Source organism: Paraburkholderia kururiensis, assembly GCF_034424375.1.
In the GTDB taxonomy this organism is placed as follows: domain Bacteria; phylum Pseudomonadota; class Gammaproteobacteria; order Burkholderiales; family Burkholderiaceae; genus Paraburkholderia; species Paraburkholderia kururiensis_A.
On the sequence record NZ_CP139965.1, the window covers coordinates 59,285 to 73,036 of the forward strand.

The following is a 13,752-nucleotide window of genomic DNA, read 5'->3' on the forward strand; positions in this document are numbered from 1 at the left end:
GGTTGCCCCGGCTTGACCCGAAAGCGGTCCGATACGTGTTCAGGCGGCCTCTTTCTGCGCGTGCGCCGACGGTTCGTTGAGCCGATGCAGCGCGCGGAATTTCGAGGGCGGCATGCCCTTTTGCGCCAGAAATTGCCGGTTGAAATTGGACACGTTGTTAAAGCCCACGCGATAGCAGATGTCCGTCACGCCAAGACTCGTGCACATGAGCAGCTCGCACGCCTCGTTCAGGCGCAACCGGTTCTGGTACTGCACGAAGGTGCAGCCGGTATGTCGCTTGAAAAAGCGGGTAAACGTGCTGATGCTCATGCCGGAAAGCTCCGCCACGTCGATTTCGCGCAGATTGCCCGCGAGGTTCTGGCGTATGTACGAGAGCACCTGATTGATCGTGGAAGACATGTAGCGCTGCGCGTTGACGTCGTAGGACGGCCCCGCCAGCATCTTTCTGTCCGCGCAGTGCGTGAGTTCGTCGAGAATCGTCATGAGCAGCGCCACGCGGCGTGCTCCGTGCGCGTCGCACAGCGCCTCGATCAGCGGTGCGACGGCAAGACCGAGACGATCGGGAAACTGGATGCCGCGCGAAGCCTCGTCGATGAGCGCGAGCACGGGGCCCAGCTCCGCGAACGCCGACACCATGCGTTGCACCGCTTCGCGCGAGAACTGCAGCACCAGGTCGCGCGACGGTACAGCGACCTCATGGCCGCCGTCGCTCACCCAGTTGTGCGGCAGGTTCGGTCCCGTCAACACGAGATTGCCTCGCGCAAAGTCGCCGATGTAGTCGCCAACGAAACACTTGCCCGACGATTCGCGAATGACGTGAATCTCGTACTCCGGATGGAAATGCCACTTCGCCACCGTGTGCGGATAGTCGTGAACCCATGCACGGAACGATTCATCCTGCCGGGTATGAACGAGTTCGAGATCCGGATTCATGCGTCGTCTCCTTCACGTGTCGCTACGCGGCGCATCTCATGGCGGGGCTAATGCACACCCAGCGTGGGCGCCGCGTGGTGGGTGGAGTGGTCGGGCGGCTGGTTTGCCGCATCGTACTGCAGATCGAGCGAGAGGTTTTCGCCGCTCTTCGCATCGAACACATGCAGGTCGTGCACGGCGAATTCGAGCGTCACGTTCGCGCCGGGCGTCGGCACGCTGGTCGCCGGAATCAGCGCGGCCACGCGCTCTGCCGAACACTCCACCGTGACGAGCGCTTCCGCGCCCAGCATTTCGACCAGTTCCACGGTGCCCTGCAGCGCGAGCGTTCCGGCAGCGCGCGCCGCCGCGCCAATACGCACGTAGTTCGGCCGCACCGCGAGCTTCACGGCCTGCGCGTTGGACAGACTGCCGAAGCGCGCGCCGTGTAGTTCCCAGCGTTCGCTCTTCATTTGCACCGCGATGGTCTCGCCGTTGCGCTCCACCACGCCGTCAAGGAAGTTCATGGCCGGCGTGCCGATAAAGCCTGCCGCAAACGACGTGCGAGGGTACCGGTAAAGCTCGGTCGGCGTGCCTTGCTGTTCGATGCGGCCGCCGCGCATCAGGATGACCCGGTCCGCAAGCGTCATCGCTTCGAGTTGATCGTGCGTCACGTACACCGTGGTGGTCTTCAGGCGCTGATGCAGACGCTTGATGTCGGTGCGCAACTGCGCCCGCAGTTGCGCGTCCAGATTCGAGAGCGGTTCGTCGAAGAGGAACACCGAGGGCGTCTTGATCATCGCGCGTGCAATGGCCGCCCGCTGCTGCTGACCGCCCGACATCGCACGCGGCTTGCGTTCGAGCAGCGCGTCGAGATTCAGCGTGGCCGCCACCTCGCGCACACGACGGTCGATTTCGTCTTTGGGCGTCTTGAGCCGGCGCAGACCGAACGCGATGTTGTCGTACACGTTCATGTGCGGATAGAGCGCGTAGTTCTGAAACACCATCGCGACGTTGCGCTCGCGCGCCGGCGTCTGGTTGACCACCGTGCCGCCTATCAGCAGGTCGCCGCCGGTAATGTCCTCGAGCCCCGCGATCATCCTCAGCATGGTGGACTTCCCACAACCCGACGGACCCAGCAGCACCACGAACTCGCCCTCTTCGATATGCAGGTCGAGCGGGTGCAGCACTGGCGCGCCGCCGTCGTATTGCTTGGTCAGCCCCTTGCAGACGATATTGGCCATGGCTCAATCCATCTCGATCTGGATCTTGACGTCTTCGGGGCGCCCCGCGGCGGCTTCCTCGAACGCCTTCACACCCTGCGAGAACGCGAACTTGCGAGAGATGAACGGCTTCACGTCGATCGCGCCCGAACTGATGAGTGCGAGCGCTCGCGGAAAGATATTGGCATAACGAAATACCGACTCGAGCCGCACTTCCTTCGCCTGCATCGCAACCACGTCCAGCGCGACCGGGTTCGCCGGCATGCCGACGAGCACCGCACATCCGCCGGGGCATACGAGATCGAGCAGCGTTTCGAATACGGCGGCATTGCCCGATGCTTCGAAGACCACGTCGGCGCCCCAGTCCTGCGTCACCTGCCGCACCACGTCGGGCAGCGATTGCTCCGCCGCGTGCACCGTCACCACGGCAGGATGGTTGGCGAAATGCGCGAGTTTCTCCTTCACCACGTCCGCGAGAATCACGCGCGATGCGCCGCCTGCCAGCGCCGCGAGCGTCGTCATCGCGCCGATGGTGCCCGCGCCGATCACGACCGCTACGTCTCCGGGCTTCATGGCCGCCTTCTTGGCCGCCTGCAAGCCAATGGAAAGCGGCTCGACGATCGCGCCTTCCGCGAAGCTCACGTTATCGGGCAGACGGTACGTGAACGCCGCCGGATGCACCACATACGGCGTGAGGCAACCGTGGATGGGCGGCGTGGCCCAGAAGCGCACAGCAGGGTCCAGGTTGTAGAGCCCGCGCATGGTGGCGGGCGAATCGAACTGCGGAATGCCGGGCTCCATGCAGACGCGGTCGCCCACGCTGAGGTGACTCACCTCCTCGCCCACCTCCACCACCGTGCCGGATGCTTCGTGGCCGAGCACCATCGGCTGCTCCACCTTGAACGGCCCGATGCGGCCGTGCGTGAAGTAGTGAACATCGCTGCCGCACACACCCACGGTATGGATGCGGATCTTGACGTCGCGCGGCCCCACCGCGAGCGGCAGGTCGATGTCGCGCAGGCTCAGGCGGCGTGCTTCTTCGAGTACGAGGGCTTTCATCGGAGCGTTCTCCTTATTTTCCTTTGAGCATTGAGTTCAGCAGGCGGCTCAGCACGCCCACGAAAATGATGGGCGGGATGGCGAGCAACACCGTGGATGCGTTGATCACGCCCCATGGCACTTCCTGGCCCAGCGACGTGAATGCGGACGCCACGACAGGCAGCGTCGCGCTGCGCGAGGACGTGAGCGCAAGCGCGATCATCAGTTCGTTCCAGACCAGCACGAAGCTGAACACGATGCCGCCCATCAACGTGCTGCCGCAGCTAGGCAGCGCAATGCGCCAGAACACGGCGTAAGGCCCGTAGCCGTCCAGCGTCGCGGCCTCCTCGATCTCACGCGGCATGCGCTGGAACACGGGAATCGAAAGCCATGTAATGGTCGAGAGCGTGGTCAGCAGATACGTCACGATCATGGAGAGCCGCGTGTCGTAGAGCCCCAGGTCGATCCAGATGGCGATGAGCGGAATCGCCACCGCGACAGGCGGCAAAAACCGCAGCGAGAGCAGAAAGAACTGGATGTCGCGTTTGCCCGGCACGTGAAAGCGCGCAATCACGTAGGCCGCCGGCACGCCGAGCACCGTGCCCAACAGCACGGCGGTGCCCACGATCAACGCGCTGTTTTGCAGCGCAATGAGCACTTCAGGGCTCGATATGACCTGACGGTAGTTTTCCAGCGTCGGCGTGAAAATGAATCGCGGCGTGGGCGTGACAATGTCGAGCAGATGCTTGAGCGAGTTGAGCACTGCCCACACGATCGGAAATGCGGCCACCAGCACGAGCGCGCCGCCGAACAGCAAGACCGTGCTGCGGGATATCAGTCTTCCCATTTGCTCACCCGTTTCCAGATCAGGGTAAAGATGAGGGTGGTGGCCACCATCATCAGCACCGCCATGCTCGACGCGTACGACACCTTGCCGGAAAGACCGATGCCTTGCGAATACGCGTACATGTCCAGCGTTTCGGTGGACACGCCGGGGCCGCCCTTGGTCATCACGTAGATCAGGTCGAACGATCGCAGCGACTCCACCATCTTGATGAACACGAGGCTCATGATCGGCGCTCTCAGCATGGGCAGCGCGATCCACGCGTAGACCTGCCACGTCTTCGCATAGTCGAGCCGGGCGGCTTCCAGCGGCTCGGGCGGCAGCGTCTCCAGCAGCTTGAGCACGACCACGGCAAAGAACAGACCCCATTGCCAGATGTCCACCAGCGCGACCGCGTAGAGCGCCATGGACGGGTCCGACAGAAAGGCCGTATTCGGTATGCCGAACACGCCGAACAGCCAGCTCAGAATGCCGCTCAACGGCGAGTACATGAACTTCCAGATGAACGCCGCCGAAACGCGAGGCAGCAAGACCGGCACGATCAACAGAACACCGATCAGATTGCGCATGCGCCCACGCACGTTCTCGAACAGATAGACGGCGATCACGATGCCCACCGCGACCGCGCCCAAAACGGTGACGACCTCCCAGATCGCGGAGACCTCGATGGAGTTGATGAAACGCCGGTCCGTCGCCAGACGCACGAAGTTGCGAAACCATACGTACTCGCTATCTGTGTAGCGAAGCACGCGGTTCTTGAGCGCGAGATTGATGGCCGCCACAGTGGGCACGAGGCCCAGCACCGCCATCACGACAAGCGGCGGCACGAGAAACACGAACGGAAGACTGGTCTTGCCGCGATTGAACATGGCCTGCTCCAGCATGCATCGGAATGAGGCACGTCGCCGTGCCCCGGGGAACACGTCACTTGCGCCCGTGTTCCATCGCGTCCTGGGCGTACTGCACGGCATCGTTCAACGCGCCCTGGATGTCCTTCTGCGTGCCGGTAAAGATCTCTTCGAGCGCGACACCCAGGTTGTCGCCGATATCGGGCCACTGCGGCGTGCGCCAGAACGTGACCTGCGAAACGGGGCCGGTATCTTTCAGGCCGGCCAGAATCTGCGGCTTCACGTGCTTCTGGAAGTAGTCGCTCTGAATCGTGCTCGTGCGGTTGTAGTCGCTGAACACGTTCGCGCGCAGGCGCGCCTGCTCCTGCTCCTTGCTCGTTGCCCACGCGATGAACCTGCCCGCCGCCTGACGCGTGCATTCGTCCTTCGCGCCCACCGCGGAAATGGCCAGACCGTGGCCGTAGGCAGCCGAGGGCAGCGGTGCGGGCGGTCGCGCGTAACCCACCTTGTCCACGACGCTCGACTTGGTCGGGTCTTCCATCCAGTCCGCAAACGGCGTGGACTCGATCATGAATGCCACCTTGCCGGAGCGGAACGCTTCGAGCGCATTGCTCCAGTCATACGTGGCCGAGCCGGGCGGCGCGTAGCGGAAGAGATCGGTGTAGAGCTGGGTCGCCTTCACGACAGCGGGCGAATTGAAATCCGCCTGGCCCGACTTGTCCGTCCACGTGCCGCCTTCGCCCAGCATGAACGGCGCCCAGCGCCAGACGTTCATGCCCGAGCCGCGCTGGCCGCGCGCCACCCATCCATAGAGGTTCGGCGGCGCGTTGAGCTTCTTGATGTCCGCAACGAGTTCGTCGAGCGTGCGCGGCACCGGCATGTGGGCCTTCTCGAGCAGGTCGCGCCGATAGAACAGAAAGTCCGATCCGCCGATCAGGGGTGCGAAATACGCGACGTTCCTGTAGCTCGCCACCGCGCGGCGCGCCGGCAGAAAGTCGTCGTAATCGGCTTCCTTCGGGTAGTACTTGAGCAGCGGAACGATCCAGCCCGCCTGTGCAAACTCCGAGACGTTGGCTTCGTCCACATAGTAGATCTGGTACGAGCCCGCACCTGTCGAAGCATCGAGCCGCGACTTCGCGCGCCGGTCGCTTTCGCCGAAATAGCTGATCTCAATCCTCGTGCCGCTCTTCTTTTCATAGTCCGGCAGCGACTTCTCCATCACCGCCATGCCCAACGTCTTCTGCCCGAGCACCTTGAGTACGGGCACATTGCACGATTGCGCGAACGACATGACCGGCACGGTCGCGCCGATGAGCGCACACAGTGCGCCATGATGGAATCTGTTCACAGCTGTCTCCTGGAATCTTGATTGGAATTCTCGTTATCAGCCGGACATTCGTGCATCCGGGCGGATAGCGTTTGCACGGTACCACCCGCCTTGTCGCGTCAGCCACGCCAAAGCAGCGCGGCTGTCGATACTTTTTTCTCAATGCTTGTGTGCGGTGCGGAAATTCGTATCGCCGGGGAGGATCGGCGCGCAGCGTGAGTGCGTGCGCTCGGGCACGGGTGTGCCCCGGTATGGACGCGTGAAGCGTCGCAGCAATGGCGTGTGAACAGGTCGAGGCTGCGTTCAGCGCGGAACGCAGCGCTCGATCATGTGGCGATCATGCCGAGAGGTAATCGGCGAGCCGCACGAGCATGGCGTCGCACGCGCGCATTTGTTCGACCGTCACGAATTCATCGGGCTTGTGCCCCTGATCCATACTGCCCGGGCCGCATACGACAGTCGGAATGCCCGCCTGTTCGAACAAGCCGCCTTCGGTGCCGAACGCGACCGTGCCGAATTCCGTCGATCCCGCCAGCAGCGCGACGAGACGCGCCGCCTCGCTCTGCGGCGAGATCGCCAGTCCTGGATAGGCCGAAAGCGCTTGAAGCGTGATGCCGGTTTCCGGCTTCACGGCGCGCATCTTCGGTAGCAGTTCGGACTCGGCGTACTGCTGCAATCTGTTGGCGACCGTGCTGGCGTCGAAGCCCGGCAACGCGCGCACTTCGAAATCGAACTCGCATTCGGCGGGCACGATATTGAGCGCACGCCCGCCGCGAATCACGCCCGTTTGTACCGTCGAGTATGGCGGGTCGAACCGTTCGTCGTGGTGCTTGGGCTGCGCGAGTGTCTGTCCGATTTCTTCGAGATGAGCGATCAGACGCGCCGCATACTGAATCGCGTTCACGCCATATGGCGCGTAAGCGGAATGACACGCGGCGCCTTTCACACAGCAACGCATGGCGAGCTTGCCTTTGTGCCCCAGCACAGGCTTCAATTCAGTGGGCTCGCCGATCAGACACAGCACCGGTTTATGTTCGCGCCGTGCGAGTTCGTCCAGCATGGAACGAACGCCGAGGCAGCCCACCTCTTCGTCGTACGAGAACGCGAGATGCACGGGCATCTTCAGATCGCGCTGGACGAACATCGGCACCGCCGCAAGCACCGATGCCAGAAAGCCCTTCATGTCGGCCGTGCCCCGCCCATAGAGCCGGCCTTCTTTTTCGACGAGACTGAAGGGATCGATAGTCCACGCCTGGCCCTCCACGGGCACCACGTCCGTATGCCCCGAGAGCGCAACGCCGCCGCGATCGCGCGGGCCGATCGTGGCAAAGAGATTCGCCTTGGTGCGCTCGTCGTTGTAGAACAGCTCGCATTCAACGCCTTGCTGCGCGAGGAAGTCCCGCACGAACGCGATCAACGCGAGATTGGAGTCGCGGCTCACTGTTGCGAAACCCACCAGCGTTTCGAGCAGCGCGCGACTCGACATCTCACTCATCGCCTGGCACTCCGTAGCTGGGCGCCACGGTCGGGTTCAACGCGCGTGTGACGTAGTCTTGCATCTGCGGCTTGTAGGCGGCCCACAGGCTGCCGAGCTGACCGATGGGATCGTCGTCGGCCCAATCGACCCGCAGGTCCACGAGCGGCCAGCTCAAGTCGCCGACGATCTTCAGCGCCGCCGAATGGACCGGCCCCGCTTCGCCCCCTGCGGCCATTGCGGCCCGCATCGCCGCGAGCAGACGGTCGGCGAGCGTGCCCTGCGCGTCGGCAAACGCAGCCGGCATCGCTTCGATCACGTGTACGCCGGCCAGCATGTTGCCCGCTGCGACGCACTGGTCGCCCGCCACGGCGTGATAAGTGCCGAGTGCTTCCTTGCCGCTGAAGAACGCGGTCCGGCCTTGCGCGTCGATCGCCGTGACCTGGCGATACTCGCGCCATTCGTCTGCATCGAGGGCCTGTTTCAAGGCCTGAGATGGATCGAGCCGCCTCGCTTCGAGCAGATCGAGCACACGCGGGCCGAGTGCGGGCAACGTGACGTTCTGCGTCGCGACTGCGCCGACACCAGCGCGCAGCCATGGACAACGCGCACCCACCGCAATGCTGGACGAACTGATCGCAACGCCCAGTTGTCCCGTCTTCTCACAGCGTCCGACGATAGAGAAAGTCATGCGCGCTCCTTCAAGCCTTCGGCGGCGTCCAACCATCGGGAATGACGGCGATGACGTCGATTTCCATGAGCCATTGCGGCTGACCCAATGCCACGACCGTAAGCCCGGTCGAAATCGGGAACACGCCCTTCAACCACTTTCCCACTTCCCGATAGACCGGCTCGCGATAGCGCACGTCGGTGAGATACGTCGTGGTCTTGACGATATGCGAAAGGTCGCTGCCCGCTTCTTCGAGCAGTTGCTTCACATTCTTCATGGCCTGTTCCGCCTGCGCGCGCGCATCGCCCAGGCCCACGAGATTGCCGTCGAAATCCGTGCCGACCTGCCCGCGCACATAGACGGTGTTGCCCGCGCGCACGGCCTGACAAAGATCGTTGTCGAGCGTCTGGTTCGGGTACGTATCCTTCGTGTTGAACATGCGGATACGGGTGTGCGTAGGTTGGCTCATCGATTCACCTTCGTCGTTTGTCTGGTTGTCTGCGTCACTTTTTGCGTAATGGTTCGCGTAGAGGCGTGATTACGCGGTCGCCCGAACCTGTTGCTCGGGCTGCGGTTTCTTCGCCTGCGAATCAGGCCCGTCGTAATACGTCTGATACTTGCGTTGCATGACGATATGGTCCGCGATATGCCTTGCGTCATGCCACACGCCCCAGATGAATGCGGAACCGCGTCGCGACAGCCACGGCAAGCCGAGGAAGTACACGCCCGGCTCCTTCGATACGCCACGCTGATGCCTGGGCTTGCCGTTCCCGTCGAACGTATCGACCTGCAGCCATCCGAAGTCGGTGGCAAAGCCTGTCGCCCAGATGATGGACGTCACGCCCGCTTGTGCGAGATCGAGTTTCAGCAGCGGATGGGTCACGCATTCGGGGTCCGGCGGAAGGAGGCGCGCGTCGGGTTCCTCGGGCAGATCAAGACCGTTGCGCGCGACGTAGGCGTCCGCGGCGTCGAGCAGCGAAAGATAGTTTTCATCGCCGCGTGCGATGTTTTCGGCAAGATCGGCGTCGAAGTGCGCCACGTTGCCTTCGAACGATTTCGTCAGACCGACAAGCGTGATGCCCTGATGTGCGAGCCGGCGAAAGTCCACGGTCTGCCCGCCGCGCGCACCGCTCACCGCGATGGTGACGTGCTCGCGCCCCGGCTTCATGACCTCGGCATCCCACTCGCCGAGCACGCCGAGCCACCAGCAGAAATCGCGTCCGCGATACGCGCGCGGCGGGCGGTCATGCGCACCGACCGAGAGAAACACGCGCTTGCCCGCGCGCTGCAATTCATCGGCGATCTGAACGCCCGACGATCCCGCACCCACCACGAGAACACCGCCCTCGGGCAATTGCTGCGGGTTGCGATAGTCGGCGGAATGAATCTGCAAAAGCGCTGCGTCCTGCGGCGCGATGGATGGAATCACAGGCTTCTGAAACGGCCCGGTGGCAACCACCACACGCCTCGCTTCCATCACGCCATCGGACGTCTCCACGGTAAAACCAGGCCGTCCATTGTTGCGCACCACCCTCTTCACCTCGATGCCTGTGCGAATCGGCGCATCGAATTTTTTTGCGTACGCGACGAAATAGTCGGCCACCTCTTCCTTCGGCGCAAAGCCATCGGGCGCCGTTTCGGCGAACGCCATATTGGGGAACCGGTCGTGCCATGCCGGACCGTTCGCGACGAGCGAGTCCCATCGTGCCGTGCGCCAGCGCTCCGCAATGCGCGCGCGTTCCAGCACCAGATGCGGCACGCCGTGCCGGCTCAAATGTTCACTCATGGCGACGCCGGCCTGGCCTGCGCCGACCACCAGCGTATCGATCGATGTTGTTTCCACTGTCATGGCTATGTCCTTGCGGGAGACCGAATGTCGTCGTCGGAATCTACGCGCCGGGGCAGGATCGACAAAATATTTTCAAAAAATGCATGGCATCGGGTTTTCCTATGCAAGCTTTTTTGTCGCCGCCACAATGCGCCGCATTCAGGCTCAGAAACCGTGGAGCGACGCCGATGGAAAACCACCCGTTACGCTATTCGCTGCGCCAGTTGCGGTACTTCGTCGTCACGGCGGAAACCTTGTCCTTCACCGCCGCCGCCAAGGAACTGCACATTTCGCAGCCGTCCGTCTCGACGGCGTTGGCGGACCTGGAAGTGTCTTTCGGCGTGCAGCTTTTCATCCGGCATCACGCGAGCGGTCTCTCGCTTACGCAAGCGGGGCGCGATCTGCTGGGCCAGGCGCGCAACCTGCTCAAGATCGCCGAAGAATTGCAGATGGCCGCCAAGGAAATGGATGGCGGCATGACGGGGGCCATCGCTCTGGGCTGCCTTGTGTCGCTCGCGCCGCCTTTGATGCCGGGGCTCATCAGCCGCTTTACGGAGGCTCATACGGGCATTTCGTTTCGCACGGTAGAGGGGCACCAGGATGCGCTGCTGCGCGGCTTGCACGACGGCTCGCTCGACATAGCGCTGACCTATAGCCTCGACCTCACGGAAGACATCGCGTTCACGCCGCTGCTTTCCTTGCCGCCGTACGCGATCCTGCCGCGCACGCATCGCCTCGCGCGCGCACGCAAGATTTCGCTGGCCGATCTGCTGCACGAGCCTTACGTGATGCTCGATTTACCGCATAGCCGCGAATATTTCGCCGCGCTGTTCGACGCTGTCGGCAGCAGACCTGTACCCGCGTTTCGCTCGTCGCAACCGGAAGTCGTGCGCGGCATGGTGGCCAACGGACTCGGCTATAGCCTGCTCAACTTCCCGCTCAAATCCACGCGCACGGTGGATGGCGAAGAGTTCGTCATCAAGCGTTTCAAGGAAAGCGCCAACGCGACGACGCTCGGCATTGCGCAGTCGCGCACGATGAAGCCGCGGCAAGTGGTGCATCGCTTCACGTCGTTCTGCGAGAACTACATCCGGCGGTTGCATATCGACGCCTGAGGGCCTCTGCATAGCCAAAAGCTTTGCCTTGTATCCAAAAACAATATTTTGACTGGCATATTGGCTTGATAGATTCCGTCCATGTCGAGCGCATTGCGGCACGCGCTTTTCGAAAGGCATGCGAGGGAACACGCCATGGACAACGCGGCACTGAACAAGCTGGTCGATGCCTTGCGCGACGGATGCGATCGCTCGTTCAGCGATGCCAGGGCCATGCCGCCCGGTGTCTATACGTCGGCCGACTTTCTTGCGCTCGAAGAGCAGCACATCTTCGCGCGCGAATGGCAGTGCCTGGGGCGTGCAAGCGCACTCAAGGCGCCCGGCGATTACCTGACGGCGCGAATCGGCGCACAGCCTGTCGTGGTGTTGCGCGACGAACAGATGCAGCTCAAAGCAATGTCGAATGTGTGCCTGCATCGCATGTCGGTACTGCTGGAAGGGCGCGGCAACGTGCGGCGCGTGATCTGTCCTTATCACGGGTGGAACTACGCATTCGACGGTGCGCTGAAGGGCGCGCCCATGATGGACCGGCAGCCAGGCTTCTGCAAAGAACAGTACAGGCTGCCCGCCGTGCGCTGCGAAGAATGGCAAGGTTGGATCTACGTGACGCTGGACCCTGCTGCGCCGCCCGTGCAGGAGCAACTCGCCGGGCTGACCACGCTGATCGAAGCGTACGGCATGAGCGATTACATCGAAACGTTCTATGAAGAGCACGTGTGGGACACGAACTGGAAGATCCTCGCGGAAAACTTCATGGAGAGTTATCACCTGCCCATGCTGCATCGCGCTACGGTGGGACCGCATTCGAAGCTCGAGGAGATGGAGTGCCCGCCTGGCCACGCCGCGTTCAACTATCACTGGATCACGAAAGAGGCGTCGTTGCCCATCGGCAATGCGCACCCCGACAACACGCGCCTGACGGGCCACTGGCGCAAGACCACGGCGTTGCTGGCGATCTATCCGACGCATCTCGTCACGCTTACGCCCGGCTATTTCTGGTATCTCGCGCTACAACCGCAAGGCGTGGGGCAAGTGCAGATCCGCTTTGGCGGTGGCCTCGCGCCCGAGTTTATCGCCGACCCTGAAGCGAACAAGCACATGGTCACACTCAAGAAGCTGCTCGACGAAGTCAACGCCGAAGACCGGCGTGGCGTGGAAGCGGTGTTCCGCGGCGTGCATGCACCGCTTGCGAAGCCCGGGCATCTCAGCCATCTCGAACGCCCCAACTACGACTTCGCACGCTATCTCGCAGGCAAGCTGCAATCGCATTAAGAAAGACAGGACGCAATCACGATGTCGAACCCTTCCTTCATTTCGTTCTCGGGCGTGAGCAAATCGTATGACGGCACAAACTACGTCGTCGACGATCTGAACCTCGACGTTCGCAAGGGAGAATTCCTGTCGCTGCTGGGACCGTCCGGTTCGGGCAAGACGACCACGCTGATGATGCTCGCGGGATTCGAGTCGCCCACGCAGGGGGAGATTCGCCTGGACGGCAAGCGGCTCGACGACAAGCCGCCGCATCAGCGCGACATCGGCATGGTGTTTCAGAACTATGCGCTGTTTCCGCACCTGACCATCGCCGAGAACGTCGCGTTTCCGCTTTCGGTTCGACGTGTGAGCCGCGCGGAACAAAAGACCCGCGTCAAGCGCGCGCTCGACATGATCGAGCTGCCCCATCTGGCCAACCGCCGTCCTGCGCAGCTGTCGGGCGGACAGCAACAGCGCGTCGCACTCGCGCGCGCGCTCGTATTCGAGCCCAGCGTGGTGCTGATGGACGAACCGCTCGGCGCGCTCGACAAGCGCCTGCGCGAAACGATGCAATACGAGATCATGCGGCTGCACCGCGAGTTGTCGCTGACGATCGTCTATGTCACGCACGATCAGGCCGAAGCGTTGACCATGTCCGATCGCGTCGCGGTGTTTTCCGACGGCCGCATTCAGCAGGCGGCGACGCCGAGCGAACTCTACGAGAACGCGCAGAACGCCTTTGTGGCGAACTTCGTGGGTGAGAACAACGGATTGGCGGGACGCGTGGTGAGCTGCGACGACACCTGGGCCACGCTCGCGCTTTCCGACGGCAGCCTCATTCGCGGACGATGCGAGCGCGGCCTGCGCGTAGGCGACGAAGCCATGCTGGCACTGCGCCCCGAACGCGCACACATCGCGGCCGTGGAAGGTTCGCATGTGGACGAACATAACAACGTGGTGCGCGCCCGCGTCGAAGAACTGGTGTATTGCGGCGACCATCACCGCGTGCATCTGACGCTCGGCGCAAGCGATTCGATTGTCGTGAAGGTGCCCAATACGCAGCGTCACACGTTACCCGCATCCGGGGACACCATCGAAGTCGCGTGGCGTCACGACGACTGCAAGATTCTCGCGACAAGCGTGCCGCCGCGTGCGCCCGCCCTCCGCTCTCCCGCCACTCCCTCACCTTCCCTCATCACGACCGCACCCGCAGGAGCCAACTGAC

Annotated in this window: 13 protein-coding genes; 3 read left to right on the forward strand and 10 right to left on the reverse strand. The window is 62.8% G+C overall.

The annotated features are described in order from the left end of the window. Nucleotides 1-39 precede the first annotated feature (39 nt). The 10 genes from U0042_RS00275 to U0042_RS00320 form a co-directional block, all read right to left on the reverse strand. The gene (locus U0042_RS00275) at nucleotides 40-933 is read right to left on the reverse strand and encodes an AraC family transcriptional regulator (RefSeq protein WP_114812081.1); all 894 of its coding nucleotides are present in this window, start codon (nucleotides 931-933) and stop codon (nucleotides 40-42) included. 47 nt (nucleotides 934-980) lie between these two features. After that, a complete protein-coding gene (locus U0042_RS00280) occupies nucleotides 981-2,153 on the reverse strand; it encodes an ABC transporter ATP-binding protein (protein WP_114812083.1) in 1,173 nt (390 codons plus the stop codon). Nucleotides 2,154-2,156: 3 nt separating this feature from the next. Then, a complete protein-coding gene (locus U0042_RS00285) occupies nucleotides 2,157-3,191 on the reverse strand; it encodes an NAD(P)-dependent alcohol dehydrogenase (protein WP_114812085.1) in 1,035 nt (344 codons plus the stop codon). Between the two features lie 13 nt (nucleotides 3,192-3,204). Beyond that, the gene (locus tag U0042_RS00290) at nucleotides 3,205-4,017 is read right to left on the reverse strand and encodes a carbohydrate ABC transporter permease (RefSeq protein ID WP_114812087.1); all 813 of its coding nucleotides are present in this window, start codon (nucleotides 4,015-4,017) and stop codon (nucleotides 3,205-3,207) included. Continuing rightward, nucleotides 4,005-4,883 carry a carbohydrate ABC transporter permease gene (locus tag U0042_RS00295; RefSeq protein ID WP_114812442.1) on the reverse strand — a complete coding sequence of 293 codons (879 nt, stop codon included), beginning with the start codon at nucleotides 4,881-4,883 and terminating at the stop codon, nucleotides 4,005-4,007. The genes U0042_RS00290 and U0042_RS00295 overlap by 13 nt, the downstream gene beginning before the upstream one ends. A gap of 55 nt (nucleotides 4,884-4,938) precedes the next feature. Beyond that, nucleotides 4,939-6,153, reverse strand: coding sequence for an ABC transporter substrate-binding protein (locus U0042_RS00300; RefSeq protein ID WP_419150547.1), 1,215 nt, complete (start codon nucleotides 6,151-6,153; stop codon nucleotides 4,939-4,941). A gap of 373 nt (nucleotides 6,154-6,526) precedes the next feature. Next, entirely contained in the window at nucleotides 6,527-7,684 is a 1,158-nt protein-coding gene (argE, locus tag U0042_RS00305) for an acetylornithine deacetylase (protein WP_114812090.1), read from the reverse strand. Then, a complete protein-coding gene (locus U0042_RS00310) occupies nucleotides 7,677-8,354 on the reverse strand; it encodes a DUF1028 domain-containing protein (RefSeq protein ID WP_114812092.1) in 678 nt (225 codons plus the stop codon). Before U0042_RS00310 ends, argE begins: the two co-directional genes overlap by 8 nt. Nucleotides 8,355-8,364: 10 nt before the next feature. Then, entirely contained in the window at nucleotides 8,365-8,802 is a 438-nt protein-coding gene (locus U0042_RS00315; RefSeq protein ID WP_017777249.1) for a RidA family protein, read from the reverse strand. A 69-nt stretch (nucleotides 8,803-8,871) separates the two neighbouring features. Beyond that, nucleotides 8,872-10,182 (reverse strand): flavin-containing monooxygenase, encoded by a 1,311-nt coding sequence (locus U0042_RS00320; protein WP_114812094.1) that lies wholly within the window; start codon nucleotides 10,180-10,182, stop codon nucleotides 8,872-8,874. A 167-nt stretch (nucleotides 10,183-10,349) separates the two neighbouring features. On the opposite strand from U0042_RS00320, the gene U0042_RS00325 reads away from it, so the two are divergent. The 3 genes from U0042_RS00325 to U0042_RS00335 all read left to right on the forward strand — a co-directional run bounded on the left by U0042_RS00325 (nucleotide 10,350) and on the right by U0042_RS00335 (nucleotide 13,751). Then, nucleotides 10,350-11,276 carry a LysR family transcriptional regulator gene (locus tag U0042_RS00325; protein ID WP_114812096.1) on the forward strand — a complete coding sequence of 309 codons (927 nt, stop codon included), beginning with the start codon at nucleotides 10,350-10,352 and terminating at the stop codon, nucleotides 11,274-11,276. A 135-nt stretch (nucleotides 11,277-11,411) separates the two neighbouring features. Beyond that, nucleotides 11,412-12,548, forward strand: a complete 1,137-nt coding sequence (locus U0042_RS00330; RefSeq protein WP_114812098.1) for an SRPBCC family protein — start codon at nucleotides 11,412-11,414, stop codon at nucleotides 12,546-12,548. A 21-nt stretch (nucleotides 12,549-12,569) separates the two neighbouring features. After that, entirely contained in the window at nucleotides 12,570-13,751 is a 1,182-nt protein-coding gene (locus U0042_RS00335; RefSeq protein WP_114812100.1) for an ABC transporter ATP-binding protein, read from the forward strand. Nucleotide 13,752: the final 1 nt, after the last annotated feature.